Annotated in this window: 17 protein-coding genes; 10 read left to right on the top strand and 7 right to left on the bottom strand. The window is 71.1% G+C overall.

All coding sequences use genetic code 11. The annotated features are described in order from the left end of the window. Positions 1–60 precede the first annotated feature (60 nt). On the bottom strand, positions 61–561 hold the full coding sequence (locus ACFU5K_RS09030) for a DUF5949 family protein (protein WP_384058418.1): 501 nt from the start codon (positions 559–561) through the stop codon (positions 61–63). Positions 562–880: 319 nt separating this feature from the next. Here ACFU5K_RS09030 and rsgA point away from each other — a divergent pair, with 319 nt between their 5' ends. Beyond that, entirely contained in the window at positions 881–2035 is a 1155-nt protein-coding gene (rsgA, locus tag ACFU5K_RS09025; protein WP_384058416.1) for a ribosome small subunit-dependent GTPase A, read from the top strand. Between the two features lie 167 nt (positions 2036–2202). Here the strand turns inward: rsgA and ACFU5K_RS09020 are convergent, their stop codons facing one another. Next, positions 2203–2685, bottom strand: coding sequence for a DUF456 domain-containing protein (locus tag ACFU5K_RS09020; RefSeq protein ID WP_384058414.1), 483 nt, complete (start codon positions 2683–2685; stop codon positions 2203–2205). A gap of 79 nt (positions 2686–2764) precedes the next feature. Next, complete coding sequence (locus ACFU5K_RS09015) at positions 2765–3751, bottom strand: helix-turn-helix domain-containing protein (protein WP_384058413.1); 987 nt, start codon at positions 3749–3751, stop codon at positions 2765–2767. Between the two features lie 307 nt (positions 3752–4058). Between ACFU5K_RS09015 and ACFU5K_RS09010 the strand changes: the two genes are divergently transcribed. From ACFU5K_RS09010 to ACFU5K_RS08995, 4 genes are all read left to right on the top strand, one after another. Continuing rightward, positions 4059–5486, top strand: a complete 1428-nt coding sequence (locus ACFU5K_RS09010) for a protein phosphatase 2C domain-containing protein (RefSeq protein ID WP_384058411.1) — start codon at positions 4059–4061, stop codon at positions 5484–5486. A 60-nt stretch (positions 5487–5546) separates the two neighbouring features. Further along, positions 5547–7289 carry a pyruvate dehydrogenase gene (locus ACFU5K_RS09005; RefSeq protein WP_384058410.1) on the top strand — a complete coding sequence of 581 codons (1743 nt, stop codon included), beginning with the start codon at positions 5547–5549 and terminating at the stop codon, positions 7287–7289. 160 nt (positions 7290–7449) lie between these two features. Beyond that, the gene (locus ACFU5K_RS09000) at positions 7450–8022 is read left to right on the top strand and encodes a dihydrofolate reductase family protein (RefSeq protein WP_384058409.1); all 573 of its coding nucleotides are present in this window, start codon (positions 7450–7452) and stop codon (positions 8020–8022) included. A 302-nt stretch (positions 8023–8324) separates the two neighbouring features. Further along, complete coding sequence (locus tag ACFU5K_RS08995; RefSeq protein WP_384058408.1) at positions 8325–8762, top strand: ATP-binding protein; 438 nt, start codon at positions 8325–8327, stop codon at positions 8760–8762. Here ACFU5K_RS08995 and ACFU5K_RS08990 read toward each other — a convergent pair. Both ACFU5K_RS08990 and ACFU5K_RS08985 read right to left on the bottom strand, forming a co-directional pair. Next, positions 8734–9816 carry a DUF2637 domain-containing protein gene (locus tag ACFU5K_RS08990; protein WP_384058406.1) on the bottom strand — a complete coding sequence of 361 codons (1083 nt, stop codon included), beginning with the start codon at positions 9814–9816 and terminating at the stop codon, positions 8734–8736. The two genes, ACFU5K_RS08995 and ACFU5K_RS08990, sit on opposite strands and share 29 nt — an antisense overlap. Positions 9817–10020: 204 nt before the next feature. Beyond that, complete coding sequence (locus ACFU5K_RS08985; protein WP_384058405.1) at positions 10021–10869, bottom strand: (2Fe-2S)-binding protein; 849 nt, start codon at positions 10867–10869, stop codon at positions 10021–10023. A gap of 141 nt (positions 10870–11010) precedes the next feature. Between ACFU5K_RS08985 and ACFU5K_RS08980 the strand changes: the two genes are divergently transcribed. Then, positions 11011–11757: a GntR family transcriptional regulator gene (locus ACFU5K_RS08980; RefSeq protein ID WP_384058404.1), complete on the top strand. Its 747-nt coding sequence runs from the start codon at positions 11011–11013 to the stop codon at positions 11755–11757. Between the two features lie 58 nt (positions 11758–11815). Here the strand turns inward: ACFU5K_RS08980 and ACFU5K_RS08975 are convergent, their stop codons facing one another. Further along, on the bottom strand, positions 11816–12601 hold the full coding sequence (locus tag ACFU5K_RS08975; RefSeq protein ID WP_384058426.1) for a hypothetical protein: 786 nt from the start codon (positions 12599–12601) through the stop codon (positions 11816–11818). Positions 12602–12793: 192 nt separating this feature from the next. Then, a complete protein-coding gene (locus ACFU5K_RS08970; RefSeq protein ID WP_384058403.1) occupies positions 12794–14515 on the bottom strand; it encodes a PucR family transcriptional regulator in 1722 nt (573 codons plus the stop codon). A 266-nt stretch (positions 14516–14781) separates the two neighbouring features. Here ACFU5K_RS08970 and ACFU5K_RS08965 point away from each other — a divergent pair, with 266 nt between their 5' ends. From ACFU5K_RS08965 to ACFU5K_RS08950, 4 genes are all read left to right on the top strand, one after another. After that, a complete protein-coding gene (locus ACFU5K_RS08965; protein WP_384058401.1) occupies positions 14782–15678 on the top strand; it encodes an FAD binding domain-containing protein in 897 nt (298 codons plus the stop codon). Between the two features lie 2 nt (positions 15679–15680). Further along, complete coding sequence (locus ACFU5K_RS08960; protein WP_384058400.1) at positions 15681–16277, top strand: (2Fe-2S)-binding protein; 597 nt, start codon at positions 15681–15683, stop codon at positions 16275–16277. A 2-nt stretch (positions 16278–16279) separates the two neighbouring features. After that, positions 16280–18697, top strand: coding sequence for a xanthine dehydrogenase subunit D (gene pucD, locus ACFU5K_RS08955; protein WP_384058399.1), 2418 nt, complete (start codon positions 16280–16282; stop codon positions 18695–18697). A gap of 214 nt (positions 18698–18911) precedes the next feature. Continuing rightward, the gene (locus ACFU5K_RS08950; protein ID WP_384058397.1) at positions 18912–20369 is read left to right on the top strand and encodes an NCS2 family permease; all 1458 of its coding nucleotides are present in this window, start codon (positions 18912–18914) and stop codon (positions 20367–20369) included. The last annotated feature ends 36 nt before the right edge of the window (positions 20370–20405 follow it).

Below are 20405 nucleotides of genomic sequence, written 5' to 3'. Positions count from 1 at the left end.
GCCCACCACTCGACGGGGGGTGGTGGGCATCGCCGCATGCGCGTGCCGTGTGCGGGGTGATCAGCCCAGGCTGCGTACCGGCAGGAGGCAGTGGGCGGACGTCCCGATGACGTCCGGGTCGGCCACGAAGGAGCGGAGCAGGTCCTCGCCGACCGGCCGTCCAGGCACCGCAGCCGGCCACGGTCGCGTGGCGAACATTGCGTGGACCACGCCCGCGGACCGCGCCACCGCGAGCCACTCGGCGGGCACGGTGTACTGCGCCTTGAAGTGCGGCAGCGTCAGGACGACCTGACCGGCCTGGACGAGCAGCTTCACCGGGAGGTTCGGCAGCTCCGAGGCATCCAGGGTCTCGCCCCCCACCCGCAGCCCGCTGCGTTCCAGGGCCGTGTACATCGCCCTTTCGCCGGCTTCGGGCCCCTCCGGGCCGTCGCCCAGCGAGTAGGTCAGCAGGAAGGCGGTCTCGCTGCCCGTGGCAGGGTTCGAGCCGCTCCACGCGATGAGGATCTGGGTACCCAACTGGGCCGGAGAGTAAGGGGTGGTGACGGAGTTCGATGAGCTCATGTCCGGCACCCTAACGGCCTGATACCAGTACGTGTGCACGCGTATCACCCGATCGGGGATCACTCCGGCGGTCAGGGGCGGTTCGCAGGGCGGCCGGCGGTCCGTGGGAAAACCTGTTGACGGCCTTCGGAGGCCAGGGGCTAGGCTGTGGTCAGTTCGAGGAACCAGGAGGTGAGGACATTGATGACTGTCGTTGCGGTGGGCGCTGCCCACGACCCGAAGAGCATCGTTCCCACCCCTGTGGCCACCGGCTGAACCTCTTCCACCACTTCCGCGCCCGAGCGCGCGGTGCCGGGGCCGCCCTTGTGAAGGGTTTCCCTTGTCTTTCTCCATCTCTCAGGTTTCCTCCTCGTCGCACGCGTTGACTCCGTACGGCTGGGACGAGGACTGGGCCGCCGCCTTCGCGCCCTACGCCGAGCAGGGCCTCCTGCCCGGACGGGTCGTGCGGGTGGACCGCGGACAGTGCGACGTGGTCACACCCGACGGCACCCTCCGGGCGGACACCGCGTTCGTGGTTCCCCGCGACCCGATGCGGATCGTCTGCACGGGCGACTGGGTGGCCGTCGACCCGGACGGCGACCCGCAGTTCGTCCGCACGCTCCTGCCCCGGCGCACGGCCTTCGTACGCTCGACGTCCTCGCAGCGTTCCGAGGGCCAGGTGCTCGCCACCAACATCGATCACATCGTCATCTGCGTCTCGCTCGCCGTCGAACTGGATCTCGGGCGGCTGGAACGGTTCCTCGCGCTCGCCATGTCCAGCACAGCGGGCGCAGCTCTGCTCGGCGAGGGGGCGGGCGGTGGGGAGTACGAGGCGCATCCCCTCGTGCTGCTCACCAAGGCCGACCTCGTGCCGGATCCGGTCACGCTCGCCCACCTCGTCGAGGACATCGAACGCATCGCCCCCGGGGTGCAGGTGCTGACCGTCAGCTCCGCGACGGGGGAGGGCGTCGACGTGTTCGGTGCGGTCGTCGGCTCCGGTACGAGCGTGCTGCTCGGCACCTCCGGGGCCGGCAAGTCGACGCTCGCCAACACGCTTCTCGGAGAAGACGTGATGGACGTGCGGGCGGCCCGCGACGTGGACGGCAAGGGCCGGCACACCACCACGACCCGCAACCTCCTCGTGCTGCCCGGTGGCGGCGTGCTGATCGACACCCCCGGGCTGCGCGGGGTGGGCCTCTGGGACGCGAAGAGCGGCGTCGGCCAGGTCTTCTCCGAGATCGAGGACCTCGCACGGCGGTGCCGCTTCCACGACTGCGGCCACGAGACGGAACCCGGCTGCGCCGTGCTCGGAGCGATCGAGGACGGCTCGCTGCCGGAACGGCGCCTGGACAGCTACCGGAAGCTGCTCCGTGAGAACCACCGCATCGCGGCCAAGACCGACGCGCGTCTGCGGAGCGAGACGCTGCGCGAGTGGAAGCGCAGGGGCGCCGAAGGCCGCGCCGCGATGGATATGAAGCGGGGCCGGATCCGGTAGGCCTGACGGCCGGGGTGCCCCCGGGCAGGTGTCCTGCGCCGCCCGGGCACCCGGGCCTCGCTTCCGGCACACGCACACGCTCGGTGAGGTCCGGACGACCCGGCCTCTTCCGGCCCGCACCGGGCGTCTGCGGGCTCCCGCCCGTGACAGCCCGGGTTTCCCGGCACTCAGCTCCAGACCAGCGCTCCCAGCCACGCCCCGGCCACGAGGAGGCAGCAGTAGAGCTCCACCAGCACGGAGTACCCGGTCGCGCGCATCACGGACTTGAGCGAGGCCCAGCCCCCGGCCCGGCTGCCGAGCCGCACGCGTTCCGCGCCGTAGACCGCCCCCACGTATCCCAGGATCCCGCCAACCACCGGAATCACGAAGAAACCCGCGATGGCCGCGATTCCACCGGCCATCAGCGTCCCGCGCGGTGCCCCCGACTCGCGCGGGCGGCGGGAGGGCAGGAGCGCCTTCAGAGCCTGGTTCAGCAGCAGCACACACGTCGCGCCGATGAGCACTCCCCAGGCGACCGGAGTCGGGTCCGTCAGCGCCCACCACAGAACCGCGGCCCACACGATCGCCTGCCCGGGCACGCCCGGCACCACCACGCCGACCAGGCCGAGGAGCATCACCGCCCCCACGGCGACGAGCTGCCAAACACTCATTCGACAAGCGTGCAGGAACCCGACGGGTCCCGCCCGTCAGGCCGTCGTGCCCGGACACCGCCGAGCGAAAGACCGCCCGTCAGCGCGGGGCCCGGGCCACCCAGCCGCGTTCGTACGCGTGCCAGCCCAGCTGCAGCCGCGTCGTGACCCCGGTGAGTTCCATGAGGCCCTTCACCCGACGCTGGACGGTGCGCAGGCCCAGATCCAGCTGCTTGGCCACGCTGGCGTCGGTCAGGCCGGCGAGCAGCAGCGAGAGAATCTCCAGATCGGTCGGATCCGCACCAGGGCCGTTCTCCTCACTGATCCCGCCCGTGCCCAGCCGCAACGGCATCGCGTCACGCCACACCGCCTCGAACAGGCCCATCAGGGACTCCATCAGTCCGCTCGCGTGGATCACCAGGGCCGCCGGCTCGGCGCCCCGGCCCGTGAGGGGAACCATGGCCAGTGAGGCGTCGGCGACGACCAGTTTCGCCGGCACCCGGTCGACGACCCGGCACTGCTCGTCGCGGCTCAGGGCCGCGCTCAGTTCCACGATTCCGGACGGCAGGTGCAGCACATCGCGCTCGACCACGACGCGATACGCCACGCCCCGCATCGACGCCCGTTCCTCCGACTCGTTCTCCATGCCCGTGACGGTGACAGGTTTCCCGGTGACCAGGGCGCAGACCTCGGACCGGGCGCCCAGCCGGAGTTGACGGAACCTGTGCGCCACGGCGCTCGCCCCCGTCACCACCTCCACCAGGTCGTGCACCGCGGGTTCGGCCGCGTCCGCCCGGTACTCCTCGGCGAGCATGACCGACGCGAGCTCCGCCCGCTCCAGCTCATGCCGTTGCTGCGTGAGCAGCGCGCCCAGCGCGACACCGGGTGGTGCGGCGACCCAGCGGTCCGCCCGCGACGACGACTGGGCTACGAGGCCCTGCTGTTCCAGTCCGCGCAGCGCCCTCTCGGTGTCCGCCTCCGGCAGGGACAGCCGCCGCGCGAGGTCGGACACCTCCGCGGCACCGACCGCGACCAGCGCCCGGTAGGCCGCTTCCTGCCTCTCGTCCAGACCTATCGCTGCCAGCATCCTCGGCCCTCCCCGGAGTGGTCGTCGTACGTTGCCGCGCCCGTCGGCCGGTCCGTGCGGTGGCGGGAAACGGCCACGGCGCAGTCCCGCCGGGCCCATCATGCCCGGTCGCACCCGCACCTCTGGCAGTGTGTCTGCTCTTCGGTATCAGCCGCCCCGACGCCGCTGGACCGAACCTCCGCACCGGCCCGCCGGGCGGCCTTCCCGTGGGGTGTGGACGCCCGGCGGGTCCCGTTCCTGTGCCACTTCCGGGCCGTTTTTCCGGATGCCCCGTTTTCGCCCCGCCCGGGCGGTGGACACTAAGTGCATGAGCCAGCAGGGGGAGAAGCCCGCCGCCGACGAGGACGACTGGTGGCGGAAGCTGTACGACGACGCCGCGCGGGACACCGGGCCGGGCAGCGAGACCGACAGCCTCGACGACCGGTTCGACTCCGCGTCGGACGCCGTGGGCGCAGGGGGCGCGGGCGGTGGTGCGGACCACCCGGTCACCGTGGTCCCGCTGCCCGATCCGCGTCTGCCGGAGGCGGACCCGCCGCCGGGGAAACGCCCCGCGCGGCACGCCGCACCACGGCCTGACCGTGCACCGGATCCTCCTGCCGCGCCTCAGCCTCCGCCCGAGCCGCCTCCCGCGCCCCCCGTGCCTCATCGCCCGCCCGCCGGCGTCGACGAGCGTGCGCCCTGGGAGGCTCCGGTCGGGCCACCCCGACCGCGCACCTTCGCCGCCCCTCCACCGCCTCCCGTCCCGCCTGCCGTCCCCGGGGCCCCCGAACCGCCGGCGCGCCCCGTCGTGGGCCACGTCGGCGACCGGCCGCCCACTTACGACGCCGAGCCCGCGTCGCTGCCCCTCTCCGGGCCGGACGACCTCGACGGCACCGTGCCCGACACCGTCCTGGACGGAGCCCGGTACGGGACGTATACCCTGCGTGCCGCGTCCGTGCGCGGGGACTCCGCCCGCTTCCGCGGGGAGCCCAGGCGGGACGCCCTGCTCACCGCACGCTTCGGTGCCGGTGCCGGTGACGCGGCGCTGGTGCTGGTCGCGGTGGCCGGCGGGACACGGGGCTCCGACGTGGCCCATCTCGCCGCGGCGGACGCCTGCCGTTGGATCGGCGGCGCCGTCGCCCGCAGCCACGCCCGGCTCTCCGACGACATAAGGGCGGGGCGCAGAGGCGACCTCAAGTCCGGTCTGCACCGCCTCACCGACCGGACGTACGGCAAGCTGCGTGCCCGCGCCGCGGAACTGGGTCTTGATCCGTCCGCCTACAGCGCCGGCCTGGGCTGCCTGCTGCTGTCCGCCGACCCGGACTGCCGCACCCGGGTCTTCTTCGGCACGGGCCGGGGTGGCCTCTTCAGGCTCCGTGACGGAGCCTGGCAGGACCTCGACCCGGTGCTCCCCGCGCCCATGGGCGCCGTCGAGGAGGAGGGCCCCGGCGGGGACCGGCTCACGATGGACCTGCAGATCACCACGCCCCCGTCCCCGTACGAGGAGAGCCCGCCGCAGGAGCCCGCCGAACCCTTCCACTTCCGTGCGTCCGTCGCCCGTACGGGCGACACGCTGCTTCTCTGCGGAAGCGGCATGGCCGAGCCGATGCGCCGGGAGCCGGAGCTCGCCGGGGAGCTCGCGCGGCGCTGGGCCTCCGACGCCCCGCCGGGCCTGCCTGCCTATCTCGCCGACATACAGCTCCGGACCAAGGGGTACGCGGACGACCGTACGTGCGCGGCGGTCTGGGAGGCGTAACGGGGCGCGGCGTGGGTTGATGGAGTCAGAGACAGCCTGCGGCAGAGAAGGTGCGCACCCATGGCCAAGCAGAACGTGTCGGAACAGTTCGTCGACATCCTGGTCCGGGCGGGGGTCAAGCGGCTCTACGGCGTCGTCGGCGACAGCCTGAACCCCGTGGTCGACGCCGTCCGCCGCAACGCCGCCATCGAGTGGGTCCAGGTCAGGCACGAGGAGACCGCCGCGTTCGCCGCGGGAGCCGAGGCGCAGGTCACCGGCAGCCTCGCCGCCTGCGCGGGTTCCTGCGGGCCCGGCAATCTGCACCTCATCAACGGTCTCTACGACGCCCACCGCTCCATGGCCCCGGTGCTGGCGCTCGCCTCGCACATCCCGTCGAGCGAGATCGGCCTCGGCTACTTCCAGGAGACCCATCCGGAGCTGCTCTTCCAGGAGTGCAGCCACTACAACGAGATGATCTCCAACCCGCAGCAGATGCCGCGCCTGCTCCAGACCGCCATCCAGCACGCCATCGGCCGCGGCGGTGTCAGCGTCGTGTCGATGCCCGGTGACATCGCCTCGCAGCCTGCCCCGGACAAGTCCGTCGAGCACGCCCTGGTCACCTCGCGGCCGTCCGTGCGGCCCGGGGACGAGGAGATCGACAAGCTCTGCCGGATGATCGACGAGGCCAAGCGGGTGACGCTGTTCTGCGGGAGCGGAACGGCGGGCGCGCACGCCGAGGTCATGGAGCTGGCCGAACGGGTGAAGGCCCCGGTCGGCCACGCCCTGCGCGGCAAGGAGTGGATCCAGTACGACAATCCGTATGACGTCGGCATGAGCGGTCTGCTCGGTTACGGCGCCGCCTACGAGGCCACGCACGAATGCGATCTGCTGATCCTGCTGGGCACGGACTTCCCGTACAACGCGTTCCTCCCGACCGATGTGAAGATCGTCCAGGTCGACGTGCGCCCCGAGCGCCTCGGCCGGCGGTCCAAGCTCGACCTGGCGGTCTGGGGCGACGTCCGCGAGACACTGCGGTGCCTTACTCCGCGGGTGAAGGCCAAGACGAACCGCAAGTTCCTCGACCGGATGCTGAAGAAGCACGCGGACGCGCTCGAGGGCGTGGTCAAGGCGTACACCCGCAAGGTCGAGAAGCACGTCCCGATCCACCCGGAGTACGTCGCGTCGGTCCTCGACGAGATCGCCGACGACGACGCCGTGTTCACCGTCGACACCGGCATGTGCAACGTCTGGGCTGCGCGCTACCTCACGCCCAACGGCAGGCGCCGGGTGATCGGTTCGTTCAGCCACGGATCGATGGCCAATGCCCTGCCGCAGGCGATCGGAGCCCAGTTCACCGACCGGAACCGGCAGGTCGTGTCGATGTCCGGCGACGGCGGGTTCACCATGCTGATGGGCGACTTCCTCACGCTCGTCCAGTACAACCTGCCCGTGAAGGTGGTCCTCTTCAACAACTCCGCGCTCGGCATGGTCGAGCTGGAGATGCTGGTGGCAGGCCTGCCGTCGTTCGGCACGACCAACAAGAACCCCGACTTCGCGGCCGTCGCCAGGGCCGCCGGGGCCTACGGAGTGCGGGTGGAGAAGCCCAAGGAGCTGGAGGGCGCGCTCAAGGAGGCCTTCAAGCACAAGGGGCCGGCGCTCGTCGACGTGGTCACCGACCCGAACGCCCTCTCCATCCCGCCCAAGATCAGCGCGGACATGGTCACCGGCTTCGCGCTCTCGGCCAGCAGGATCGTGCTGGACGGCGGAGTCGGCCGGATGCTGCAGATGGCCCGCTCCAACATCCGTAACGTTCCGCGCCCCTGAGCCCCTCGGGCCGGCTCAGGCGGGAGGACGGCCGATGAGTTTCCTCCGTGCGCGGAGTCTCAGAACATGATCGGTGCGCCGCGGCCGGAAGTGTGTCCGTAGCGTGCGCCGCCCCGATCCGCAGAGCACCGGACACGAGACACGACACCGAGGACACCAGATGCGCACTCTGATCAGCACCGCCTTCGTCTCCCTCGACGGAGTGGTGGAGGCACCTGGCGGCGAGCCCGGTTACCGCAACTCAGGATGGACCTTCAAGGAGGTGGAGTTCCTTCCCGAGGCGTTCGAGATCAAGGGCCGCGAGCAGAAGGAGGCCGGCGCGATGCTGATGGGCCGTGTCAGCTACGAGGCGTTCAGCCCCGTCTGGCCGGACATGGAGGACTTCGCCGACTACAAGGTCATGCCGAAGTACGTCGTCTCCACCACCCTTGCCGAGGACCAACTGGTCCCGAACTGGGGCGCGACCACGATCCTGCGCTCCCTGGACGACGTCGCCGCACTGAAGGAGACCGAGGGCGGCCCGATCATCGTCCACGGCAGTGCCGCGCTGAACCGGAGTCTCTCGGACGCCGGTCTCATCGACCGCTACCACCTGCTCGTCTTCCCCCTCCTGCTCGGCGCGGGCAAGCGACTGTTCAGCGGTACGGACAAGGACACCCAGAAGCTGAAGCTCGTCGAGCACGAGGCCTACGCCAACGGTCTGCAGAAGAACGTCTTCGACGTCGTCCGCTGACCTGACGGCACCTGACGGGGGACCGGCACCGTGGGCGGTCGGGATTCGCATGCCCACCATGATGACGCGCGTAGATCCCCATCCGTCAACGTCAACTCATGGGCATTTTCCGCATGTTAACCGTGAGGGCCAAGGCGCACCCCGCTCGTCCGCAGTGGGCCCTGAGCGGCCGTGTGTTCAACTGTTGACGTCCGGAATGGCTTGACGGCTCGTCGATAGGGCATGCATCGGGGGCGAGCGTTCGAGACGTGACGGAGTGAAGTGGATCAGAGAGGGGCCGATTCATCGTGCTTGCGGGGGACATGACGAAGCGACGGGAGAGTCCGCCGGCACGGATGCATCGCAGACTCGGGCACGCCGATCTGTCTGCCGTGGGGGAGATACGGGGGGCACTGCGGGACTTCCTGCGCTACCGGCGGCGGCCGGAGGACACCGATGTGGCTGAACTCCTGCTCAGCGAACTGGTGACGAACGCACTCATCCACACGCGGCACGGAGCGGTGGTCACCGTGACGTCCGCACCCGCGCGATTACGCGTCGAGGTGCGCGACTTCATGACGGAGCAGGAGCCCGAGCCGTACGTACCGAACGCCGACGACGGTACGCACGGCAGGGGCTTGCTCCTCGTCCAGAGCCTGGCGGACTCCTGGGGAGTCACGACTCAGGCACTGGGCAAGGTGGTCTGGTTCGAGCTGAGTGGCGGGAAGATGCTCAGCCGAACTGCTGCTCCAGGTTTTTGAGTTTCTGCTCCAGCGAATCGAGCCGGGGCAGGGCCTGTGTGTCGTCCTCGGCGGTGAGGTCGACGGCCGCGGGGTCACCGCTTGTGGTCTGTGTCGAAGTACTCCTGGATTTCGGGCCGTTCACGGCTTGCAGGGATGGCCGGGGGCGCAGTGGCAGTTGTCCCGGCTCTGTTATGGCGGACTCCGCGACGACCGGTGGGCCGCCACCCGCCGGTGCGATGGCCTGGACGTCCATCTGGCGGCCCGACCGGCCGCCGCGCCCCCAGACCCGGTTCTGCCGGTTCAGGGCCTTGATGTGGGCCCGGTCGAGCTTGGCCTGGTCCTTCCTGCGGTGCCGGTCCTGTTCCCTCTCCCGGCGGTCCTCGCGCACCTCGTCCACCGCCTCGTCCAGTGTCCGTACGCCCTCGAGGAGCATCAGCGACCAGGCGCCGAACGTCTCCCTGGGGGCGCGCAGCCACCGTACGATCCGGATCTGCGGCAGCGGGCGGGGCACCAGGCCCTGCTCGCGGAGCGCCGCACGGCGGGTCTGCTTCAGCGCGCGGTCGAACAGCACCGCCGCCGAGAGCGACATCCCCGCGAAGAAGTGCGGAGCGCCCGCGTGGTCCATGCCGCGCGGAGCGTGTACCCAGTTGAACCAGGCCGCGGCACCCGCGAACGTCCACACCAGCAGCCGTGAGCCCAGTGCCGCGTCACCGTGGCTGGCCTCACGTACGGCGAGCACCGAACAGAACATCGCGGCCCCGTCGAGGCCGAAGGGGACGAGGTACTCCCAGCCGCCGGAGAGGCTGAGGTTTTGCCGGCCGAAGCCGACGAGCCCGTGGAAGGAGAGGGCGGCGGCGACCGCGGCACAGCAGAACAGCAGGACGTACGAGGCGGTTGCGTACAGCGCCTCCTTGCGCCGGCGGCGCTCCTCGCTGCGTTCCCAGCTGTCGTCGGCCGCGGCCTTGTCAGCGGCGCGCTTGCCGCGCGCGACCACCGTCACCGCCGCCATGACCCCCACGAGCAGTACGGCGCCCGGAAGCAGCCAGTCAAGCGATATGTCGGTCAGTCTCATGCGCGGTCCCTTGCGTCGCGTAGGGCGTTTCGGGCGCCATCGTGACGGAAATTCCTGGCTGCCCAGCGAGTTTCGGGGCAAGTGAACGCGATTGGGTCGGCGGGCTTCATCGTTGGACGGAAACTTCTCGAACGTCCTTCGGCGAGAGCCTAGTTACGTTCGAATTTGAGTCGTCCGGCCGGGTGGTGTGAGCCGTCGTGTGGCTCAAGCGGTGGCCGCGAGCCTGCGGACGCGGTCGTCGTCGCAGGTTCGGGGGCAGGTCACGCAGGTGTCCTCGGGTCGCAGCGTGTAGAACAGGCAGCAGCTCGCCCGGTCCCGCGTGGGGAGGGACTGGCCCTCGGGGCCGGCCAGTTCACGGAAGCCGGCCGTGCCCACGTACGGCTTGGTGGTGCCCGGCAGCAGTTCCTCCAGCTCGGCCATCGCCCGCTCCTCCTCGCCGAGCAGGTGGGCGACGTACCAGAGACCCTCGACGATCTCGTCCGTCGCCATGCCCCACAGGGCGCGCTTGCCCCTGCGCATGCGCGGCCCGAACCCGTCCAGCACGGGACCGATGTGCTGTGCCACCGAGTCGCGGACCTCGGCCCGCAGCGCCGCCTCGTCGGGTACGACCCGGGCGCCGGGCAGCGCGGCGGCGGGGTCGCCGGGGAGGCAGGCGAACTCGCCTGCGCGCACCGCCAGATGGCCCAGACCCCGGTGGAAGGACACGTTGGTGACAGGGATCCGGGGAACCCGCCGGTGGAGGAACCACGGCAGGGTCACCAGGAGGCAGGCCGGCCAGGCGTAACGGTGGAGTCCGAAGCTCGCCACCACGTCGGGGCGGGCCCGGGTGCCGTAGTCCCGCAGCACCTGCGCCTCGTCCCACGCCAGGAAGTCGTCCAGCGCCGCACCGCCCTCGGCGAGGTCCGCCGCCCGGACCCAGTCGGCCCCGGAGGGCGCCGGTGCGTCGTCGGCGAGCACCTCGGCCCGCAGCCCGGGGAAGACCTCTGCCAGGCGGGCGTACGCGGCCGCCGTCGGGGAAGGGGCGCTCGTGGCGAGCAGGACGGGCACGGTCATGCGGGACCACCGAATCACGATCATTTACAGGTAAGCCTTACCTTACCCGAGTTGATCGGTATGTGAACCGGGGCCTAGGCCGTTTATCGTGCATACGGGGCTCTGGCGCGCGGGTCGGCCCCTCGGTCCGAGGAGGTCCCGGTGGAGCAGGTCAGAGCGTGGGACGTCGTGGGTCCCTACGCGTCCGCGGGCACCCCGCCGGATGTCCGTGTGCCCGAACAGGCGCGCGGCGAGCACACTCACAGTGAGCCCGCCGCGCCCCGCACGGTGCGGCGGCACTCCGTGCGCGGCCAGATCCTGGACGCCCTGCGCTCCGCGCTCGTCGACGGGGAGCTGACTCCCGGGGAGGTCTACTCCGCCCCGGCGCTGGGCACGCGCTTCGGTGTGTCCGCGACGCCCGTGCGTGAGGCGATGCAGCAACTGGCGGTCGAAGGGGCCGTCGAGGTCGTGCCGAACCGTGGCTTCCGGGTCAGCGAACGGGGCCCCCGTGAACTGGCCGAGCTCGCGGAGGTACGTGCCCTGATCGAGGTCCCCGTCATGCTGCGGCTCGCCCGCACCGTCCCGGCCGGCAGCTGGTACGCACTGCGCCCGCTGGCCGACGCGACGGTCGCCGCCGCGGCCGTCGGCGACCGTGCCGGATACGCCGAGAGCGACCGCGCCTTCCACCGCGCGGTGCTCGAGCTGTCCGGCAACGCGCAGCTCGTGCAGGTCGCCGACGACCTGCACCGCCGGTCCCAGTGGGCCCTGTCCACCAGCACGGCGGGCCGCCGCGCGGAACTGCTCGCCGACGCCTCGGAGCACACCGCGCTGCTCGATGCGCTGATCGCCCGGGACCTCACGGCGGTGCAGTCCCTCGTGCGCGAACACTTCAACGGCGCGGACGTGTGAGGCCCCGGGCGCGACGGACGGGTGCCCGGCCGTCGCGCCCCCTTGCGGGTGCGACGCCTCAGTTCGCCTCGACGGTCTCCGGAGCCGGCGGCTCCAGCCGGGACGCCAGCCAGGTCGGTACACCGCCGAGCAGCCGGAACAGCCGCCCCGCCTCGGCCCGCAGCCGGGCCGCCGCCTCGGGTTCGGACTCGGCGTCGGCGAGCGAGATGAGCGCCGGGGCCGTGCCGACGAGATAGCCCAGCTCCTCCCGTATCCGCAGCGATTCGGCGAACCCGTGCCGCGCCTCGGCGAGCTCACCCTCGCGCAGGGCGAGTGAGGCGAGATGGCGCCAGGTGAAGGAGAGCAGGAGTTCGTCGCCCCGGGCGGTCGCCCCGGCATGGGCCCTGCGGTACGCGGCGCGGGCGGACTGCGGGGAATCGGCGATGTTCTGTGCGATCAGACCGCGGCGGAAGTCCAGCAGGGGACGGCCGGATGCCGCGGGGGAGAGCAGTGCGGCGGCCCTGCTGAGCGCCACGCTGGCCTCGTCGGCCCGGTCACGCGCCCCGAGCAGCGTCGAGGCGTAGGCGAGGTAGCCGCGCTCGCAAGCGGCCTCCCCACGCTCCGAGTCGTCGTGGGCGAGCGCCTCCGCCGCGCGCAGGGCGTCCTCGGCGTCGGTCCATCCGGCGCCCGTGTACAGGCACCGCTCGGTCAGCAGCGCGGTCCGCTGGAGGGCGGCCGCGTGGTCCGTGGCCGCGTGCGGTTCGAGCAGCGCGGCCGCGTCCGTCCAGCAGGCTCGTGAGCGCAGCCGCCATACCGCTGTCTGGAGCGGCGGATCGTCATCTGCAGTCGTTCCGGAACCAGACATGGCGGTATGCGCCACGTTGCCCTCCCCGAGCGCGCCGTCGAGCTGTGGAGGCCGGCGGCGAACGCCGGCCGGCCAGGGTCTGCGCGCATCTCAGCACGGAATGGCACGCCGGGCCAAGGGGTGGGATCAATGTCAGGTGAAAGATTTCACAATCACCCGGAGCCCGGCCGGGCCGCGCGGGAGGCCGGGAAGTCAGCTCATGCGCAGGGCGAGGAAGAAGTCGAGCTTGTCCTCGAGGCGCGAAAGGTCACGTCCCGTCAACTGCTCGATACGTCCGACGCGATAGCGCAGTGTGTTGACGTGCAGGTGCAGCCTGGCCGCGCAGCGGGTCCAGGAACCGTCGCAGTCCAGGAAGGCCTCCAGCGTCTCCATGAGCTCCGCGCGGTGACGCCGGTCGTAGTCGCGCAGGGGGTCCAGGAGCCGCGCGGTGAAGGCCCGTCGGACGTCGTCCGGCACGAAGGGGAGCAGCAGGACGTGGGAGGCGAGTTCGTGGTGGCCGGCCGCACAGACCGGGCCCGGCCGGGCCGCCGCGACGCGACGGGCGTGCCGCGCCTCCTCGAGCGCCCCGCGCAGCCCTTCGGCGGAGTGCACGGCGGCGCTGACACCCAGTGTCAGTCGGCCGTCGTCGCCGAGACCGGCGGAGAGCGGCGCCCGGACGGTGTGGAGCAGCGCGTCGGCGTGCAGGGCGGCATCCCGTCGCTCCGGCTCGTCCGCCGAGGCGTCCTCCTCCGTGCCGGCCTCGGTGCCGGAAGGAGCGGCCGGCGCCGTCAGCGGCACGAGTGCGACGGCTTCCTCGCCGGTGTGCGCCACGGCGATCCGGTCCGCCGAATCGGGTCCGGTCACCGCAGGGTCGACCAGGATCTCCTCCAGCAGGGCCTGGGCGGCCTGCCCGCCCGAGAGGTCCGTGTCCTCGCCGGTCCACTCGACCCGGGCCACCACGACCTGCCAGTGCGGCGCCGTGCCGAGGCCCGGCAGCAGGACGGGGGCGGCGACCCTGAGCCGGGCCGCGATCTCGGCCGGGGCGGCGCCCGCCTGGACCAGTTCCAGGACCTCCTGGGCGAGCCTCCGGCGCACCGCGCGTGCCGCGTCGCGGCGGTCCCTCTCGACCGCGATCAGCTGGGTCACGCCCTGGAGCAGGTCCAGGCGCGCGGCCGGCCAGTCGCCCGCCTCGGCCTCGACGGCCAGCAGCCAGTCCAAGAGGACGGACTCCCGAACGTCCCGGGGCGGCACAAGGGAGGAACTCCGGCCGGTGTTCCGGATCGGGAACAGCGAATACGCCGTACCGTCCACCTTGGCACGGTGTGGTACCCGGCGGCCGGAGCGTGTCGCGGCGAGATGGTGTCCGGCCAGTTCCGCGCCGGTGTGCGGGGGCAGCGGTTCGCCGGCCCCCGCGATCTGTCGGCCCGTGGGGGAGAGGACCCAGGCGTGCAGGTCCAGGTCGGAGGTGAGCAGGTCGAGCACCACCTCGGGGCCGCCGCCCGCAGGACCGGAGGTCATCAGCCGGCGGTGCCGGTCGACGACCGCGGCGAGGTCACCGGCCCGCTCGCCCGACACCTGGCGCACCACATGCTCGGTGATCATTGCGAACGCGACGGTCTCGTGCACGGCGAACAGCGGCAGCCGGTGCCTCAGGCACGCGTCGACCAGGTCGTCGGGGATGTCCCCGAGCTCGGCCTCGCCGGCGGCCAGGCCCGCGACACCCGCGCCCGCCAGGATCCGGACGAACGGCTCCGAATCGGCGGCGTCACGCCGCCAGGCGAGCCCGGTGAGGACCAGTTCCCCGCCGGAGAGGTAGCGGCTGGGGTCGCGCAGGTCGGTCGTCATGACGCCCCGGACCGACCGGTCCAGCTCGTCCTCGCCGCCGAGCAGCCGCAGGCCCAGCGCCTCGGTGTCCAGCAGTGCGCGCAGCCGCATCGTCGATTGCCGCCGATCTCTTCGTTGGTGCGGGGGACGTCAGGGGTTACCTGTGAATTGCGGTGAGGCCCCGGTTACCCGCCATTCGTTCGAATCTACAAGACGGGGACGGGGACCAGCCAATTCCTTCATGGTTTCGGTGACTGCACCGAGTGGAGCAAGGCTTGTGTACTGGGCCACACACCGCGTCAACAACACAGGAACGACGCAAGGGCCGGCCGCACCCCGCCCCCAGCCGAACGACCCGATCGAGAAGAGAGCCACTCATGGACTTCCTTCGCCCCGCCAGCTGGGAGGAGGCGCTGGCCGCCAAGGCCGAGCACCCGACGGCTGTGCCCATCGCGGGTGGCACCGACGTCATGGTCGAGATCAACTTCGACCACCGTCGGCCCGAACACCTCATGGACCTGAACCGCATCGGTGAGCTGTCCGAGTGGCAGGTGGGCCCGGACACCGACACCGTACGCCTCGGTGCCTCCGTGCCGTACAGCGCCGTCATGGAGAACCTGAGGGCCGAGCTGCCGGGCCTCGCACTCGCCTCGCACACCGTCGCATCGCCGCAGATCCGCAACCGCGGCGGCGTCGGCGGCAACCTGGGCACCGCGTCACCCGCGGGGGACGCCCACCCCGCACTGCTGGCCGCGGGGGCCGAGGTCGAGGCCGAGTCCGTACGGGGGACGCGGATGATCCCGATCGACGACTTCTACACCGGCGTGAAGCGCAACGCCCTCGCCCCGGACGAACTGATCCGGGCCGTGCACATCAAGAAGGCGGACGGCCCGCAGCAGTACTCCAAGGTCGGAACGCGCAACGCGATGGTCATCGCCGTGTGCGCCTTCGGTCTCGCCCTCCACCCCGGCACACGCACGGTGCGGACCGGCATCGGCTCCGCCGCCCCGACCCCGGTCAGGGCGAAGGAAGCCGAGGACTTCCTCAACGCGGCGCTGGAGGAGGGCGGGTTCTGGGACAGCGGAAAGATCATCACCCCGTCCGTCGCCAAGCAGTTCGCCCAGCTCGCCGCGGGGGCCTGCAACCCCATCGACGACGTACGGGGCACCGCCGCCTACCGCAGGCACGCGGTTGGCATCATGGCCCGCCGCACGCTGGGCTGGACCTGGGAGGAGTACCGCGGAGCGGGACGCACCCTCGAAGGAGCTGCTTGATCATGCGAGTGAATTTCACGGTCAACGGCCGGAAGCAGGAAGCCGACGACGTCTGGGAGGGCGAGTCCCTCCTGTACGTCCTGCGTGAGCGCATGGGCCTGCCCGGTTCCAAGAACGCCTGTGAGCAGGGCGAATGTGGCTCCTGTACGGTCCGCCTCGACGGTGTGCCCGTCTGTTCCTGTCTCGTCGCGGCCGGCCAGGCGGAAGGCCGCGAGATCGTCACCGTCGAAGGGCTGGCGGACTACGCCAGGCACCGCGACGACGCCCACCCCGGAACCGGATGCGCCGCGGGCGCCTGCGGTACGTCGACCGACGCGGCGCAGCGCTGGCAGGCCGAGCCCGCCGACGCGCAGAGCGCCGACGCGGCCGACCTCTCGCCCGTCCAGCAGGCGTTCATCGACGCGGGAGCCGTCCAGTGCGGCTTCTGCACCCCCGGCCTGCTGGTAGCGGCCGACGAACTGCTGGAGACGCACCCCTCGCCGTCCGACCAGGACATCCGCGAGGCGCTCTCCGGCAACCTCTGCCGGTGCACCGGCTACGAGACGATCCTCGACGCGGTCCGCCTCGCGGCCGCCCGTCAGGAAGAGACGGTCCGATAGCCATGGCGCTGCACCCACGAGCCGCGTCCGTACCGGCCGGCACCCCCACCAAGATCACCCAGGGCTCCAAGACCCTGGGCGGCATCGGCGAGTCCACCCTGCGGCCTGACGGGACCCTCAAGGTCACCGGAGAGTTCGCCTACTCCTCCGACATGTGGCACGAGGACATGCTCTGGGGTCATACGCTCCGCTCCACCGTCGCCCACGCCGAGATCCGGTCGATCGACATCGGCGAGGCCGTCGCCACGCCCGGCGTCTACGCCGTGCTGACGTACGACGACCTTCCCGCGGAGATGAAGCACTACGGGCTGGAGATCCGGGACACCCCCGTACTCGCCCACGGCAAGGTCCGCCACCACGGCGAGCCCGTGGCGCTCGTCGCAGCCGACCACCCGGAGACCGCGCGACGTGCCGCCGCCAAGATCCGGATCGACTACGCGGAACTGCCGGTCGTCACGGACGAGGCGTCCGCGACGGCGCCCGACGCGGTACTGATCCACGAAGACCGCGACGACCACCACATCGGGCACGTACCGCACCCCAACATCGTCCACCGCCAGCCCGTCGTCCGCGGCGACGCCGACGCGGCCGCCGCCCGGGCCGACGTGATCATCACCGGCGACTACGTCTTCGGCATGCAGGACCAGGCCTTCCTCGGCCCGGAGTCGGGCCTCGCGGTGCCGTCCGAGGACGGGGGCGTCGAGCTGTACGTCGCCACCCAGTGGCTGCACTCCGACCTCCGCCAGATCGCCCCCGTACTCGGCCTGCCCGAGGACAAGGTGCGCATGACGCTCTCCGGAGTCGGCGGTGCTTTCGGCGGGCGCGAGGACCTGTCGATGCAGATCCACGCCTGCCTGCTGGCGCTGCGCACAGGCAAACCCGTCAAGATGGTCTACAACCGCTTCGAGTCCTTCTTCGGACACGTCCACCGGCACCCGGCGAAGCTCCACTACGAGCACGGCGCCACCAAGGACGGAAAGCTCACCCACATGAAGTGCCGCATCGTGCTGGACGGCGGTGCCTACGCCTCCGCCTCGCCGGCCGTCGTCGGCAACGCCTCGTCGCTCGCGGTCGGCCCGTACGCCGTCGACGACGTCGACATCGAGGCCATCGCGCTCTACTCCAACAATCCGCCCTGCGGCGCCATGCGCGGGTTCGGCGCGGTCCAGGCGTGCTTCGCCTACGAGGCGCAGATGGACAAGCTCGCCGCGGCACTCGGCATGGACCCGGTCGAACTCCGGCAGCTGAACGCCATGGAGCAGGGGACCCTGCTCCCCACCGGCCAGCGCGTCGACTCACCGGCCCCGGTCGCCGAACTGCTGCGCCGCGTCAAGGCCAGGCCCCTGCCGCCCCAGCAGCAGTGGCTCTCGGCCGACGCGGAGGGCAGCTCCGTCGACGTACGCGCGCTGCCGGGAGGCCTGTCGAACACGACGCACGGCGAGGGTGTCGTGCGGGGTGTCGGTTACGCCGTGGGCCTGAAGAACGTCGGCTTCTCCGAGGGCTTCGACGACTACTCGACCGCGCGGGTGCGCATGGAGGTCATCAACGGCGAGCCGGTCGCCACCGTGCACACCGCGATGGCCGAGGTCGGGCAGGGCGGCGTAACCGTCCACGCCCAGATCGCCCGTACCGAACTCGGGGTCAACCAGGTCACCATCCACCCGGCGGACACCCAGGTCGGCTCGGCAGGCTCCACGTCCGCCTCCCGCCAGACGTACGTCACCGGCGGCGCCGTCAAGAACTCCTGCGAAGCGGTCAGGGAACAGGTCCTTCAGATCGGCCGCCGCAAGTTCGGCACCTATCACCCCGCCTGGGCCACCGCCGAACTCCTCCTGGAGGGCGGGAACGTCGTCACCGACGGCGGAGAGGCGCTCGCCTCACTCGCCGACGTGCTGGAGGAGGAGTCCGTCGACGTCGAGCTGGAGTGGCGCCACAGGCCCACCGAAGCCTTCGACCTGCGTACCGGGCAAGGCAACGGCCACGTCCAGTACTCCTTCGCCGCCCACCGCGCGGTAGTGGAGGTCGACACCGAGCTCGGCCTGGTCAAGGTCATCGAGCTCGCGTGCGCCCAGGACGTCGGCAAGGCGCTCAACCCGCTGTCGGTCATCGGCCAGATCCAGGGCGGCACCACCCAGGGGCTGGGTATCGCCGTCATGGAGGAGATCATCGTCGATCCCAGGACGGCCGAGGTGCGCAATCCGTCCTTCACCGACTACCTGATCCCCACCATCCTCGACACCCCGACCATCCCGGTCGACGTGCTCGAACTCGCCGACGACCACGCCCCGTACGGGCTACGCGGTGTCGGCGAGGCCCCGACCCTGTCATCGACCCCGGCCGTCCTCGCGGCGATCCGGGCGGCGACGGGCCTGGAGCTCAACAGGACCCCGGTGCGCCCCGAGCACATCACCGGTACCTGACGACTCGTCAATACTCTCCGGAAGGTGCCCTTCCGCCGCGAACGGCACACTTCTCCGCGCCGCGCACCGTCCGGAGTCATCGCACAACTGATCCATCTGCACAAAGAGTTCGCCTCGGGCCGTCCCCCGGGTCGTGCGCCTCGCAGTCATCCCAAATCCCGCAGTCACGACAGCTCCACGCGGGTGCCCCTTTGAACCTTGGGAGTCAGGCATCATGACCCAGCAGTCAGTGGAACCCAGGACGAGCGCGGAGGGCGCGGGCCCCGGCTCGCGTGTCCCCGCCGGACGGTCCTGGCTCGACCGGTACTTCCACATCTCCGAGCGCGGATCGACCGTCGCACGCGAAGTGCGCGGCGGCGTCACGACCTTCATGGCCATGGCATACATCCTCCTGCTCAACCCGCTCATCCTCGGCGGCAAGGACGTCGACGGCCAGCTGCTCGGCCGGCCCGGACTGATCACAGCGACCGCGCTCGCGGCCGCGGCCACCACCCTGCTGATGGGCTTCGTGGGCAAGGTGCCCCTCGCGCTCGCCGCCGGGCTGAGCGTCTCGGGCGTGCTCGCCTCGCAGGTCGCGCCGGTCATGACCTGGCCGCAGGCCATGGGCATGTGCGTGATCTACGGGCTGGTGATCTGCCTCCTGGTCGTCACCGGTCTCCGCGAGATGATCATGAACGCCATCCCGCTCGCGCTGAAGCACGGCATCACCATCGGGATCGGCCTCTTCATCGCCCTCATCGGCCTCTTCAAGGCCGGCTTCGTCCACAAGGGCACCGCGACCCCGCTGTCACTGGGTCCGGCCGGTGAACTCGCCGGCTGGCCGGTCCTCATCTTCGCCGTGACCCTGCTCCTGATCTTCATGCTGCAGGCACGCAACGTCCCAGGTGCGATCCTGATCGGCATCGTCGTCGGCACCCTGGTCGCGATCGTCGTCAACGCGGTGGGTGACATCGACCCGAAGGCGTGGAGCAGCGGTCCTCCCGAGCTGAGCGGCAGTGCGGTCTCCTCACCTGACTTCTCGCTCTTCGGGAACGTGGAGTTCGGCGGCTGGGGCGACATTGGCGTGATGACGGTCGGCATGATCGTGTTCACCCTGGTCCTGGCCGGCTTCTTCGACGCGATGGCCACCATCATCGGCGTCGGCACCGAGGCGAACCTCGCGGACGACAAGGGCCGGATGCCGGGCCTGTCCAAGGCGCTGTTCATCGACGGCGCGGGCGGTGCCATCGGCGGCGTCGCCGGAGGCTCCGGCCAGACCGTGTTCGTCGAGTCGGCGACCGGGGTCGGGGAAGGCGCCCGCACCGGGCTCGCCTCCGTCGTCACCGGGCTCTTCTTCGCCGCCTGCCTCTTCTTCACCCCGCTCACCGCGATCGTGCCGGCCGAGGTGGCCTCCGCCGCCCTGGTCGTCATCGGCGCCATGATGATGCAGAACGCCCGGCACGTGGACTGGGCGGACCGCTCGGTCGCCGTCCCGGTCTTCCTCACCGTCGTCCTGATGCCGTTCACGTACACCATCACCGCCGGTGTCGCCGCGGGCGTCATCTCGTACTCGGCCATCAAGCTCGCCCAGGGCAGGGCGCGCGAGGTCGGCGTCTTCATGTGGGTCCTGACGCTCGTCTTCGTCGTCTACTTCGCCCTGCACCCCGTCGAGAGCTGGCTGGGCGTCAACTGACTCCCCCAGGCTCAGTACCTCAGCACCTCAACACCC

Origin of the sequence: Streptomyces sp. NPDC057428, assembly GCF_042803195.1 — a bacterium.
Classification (GTDB): domain Bacteria; phylum Actinomycetota; class Actinomycetes; order Streptomycetales; family Streptomycetaceae; genus Streptomyces.
Note: the sequence above shows the minus strand (reverse complement) of the source record. Positions and strands in the feature narration are given on the sequence as shown.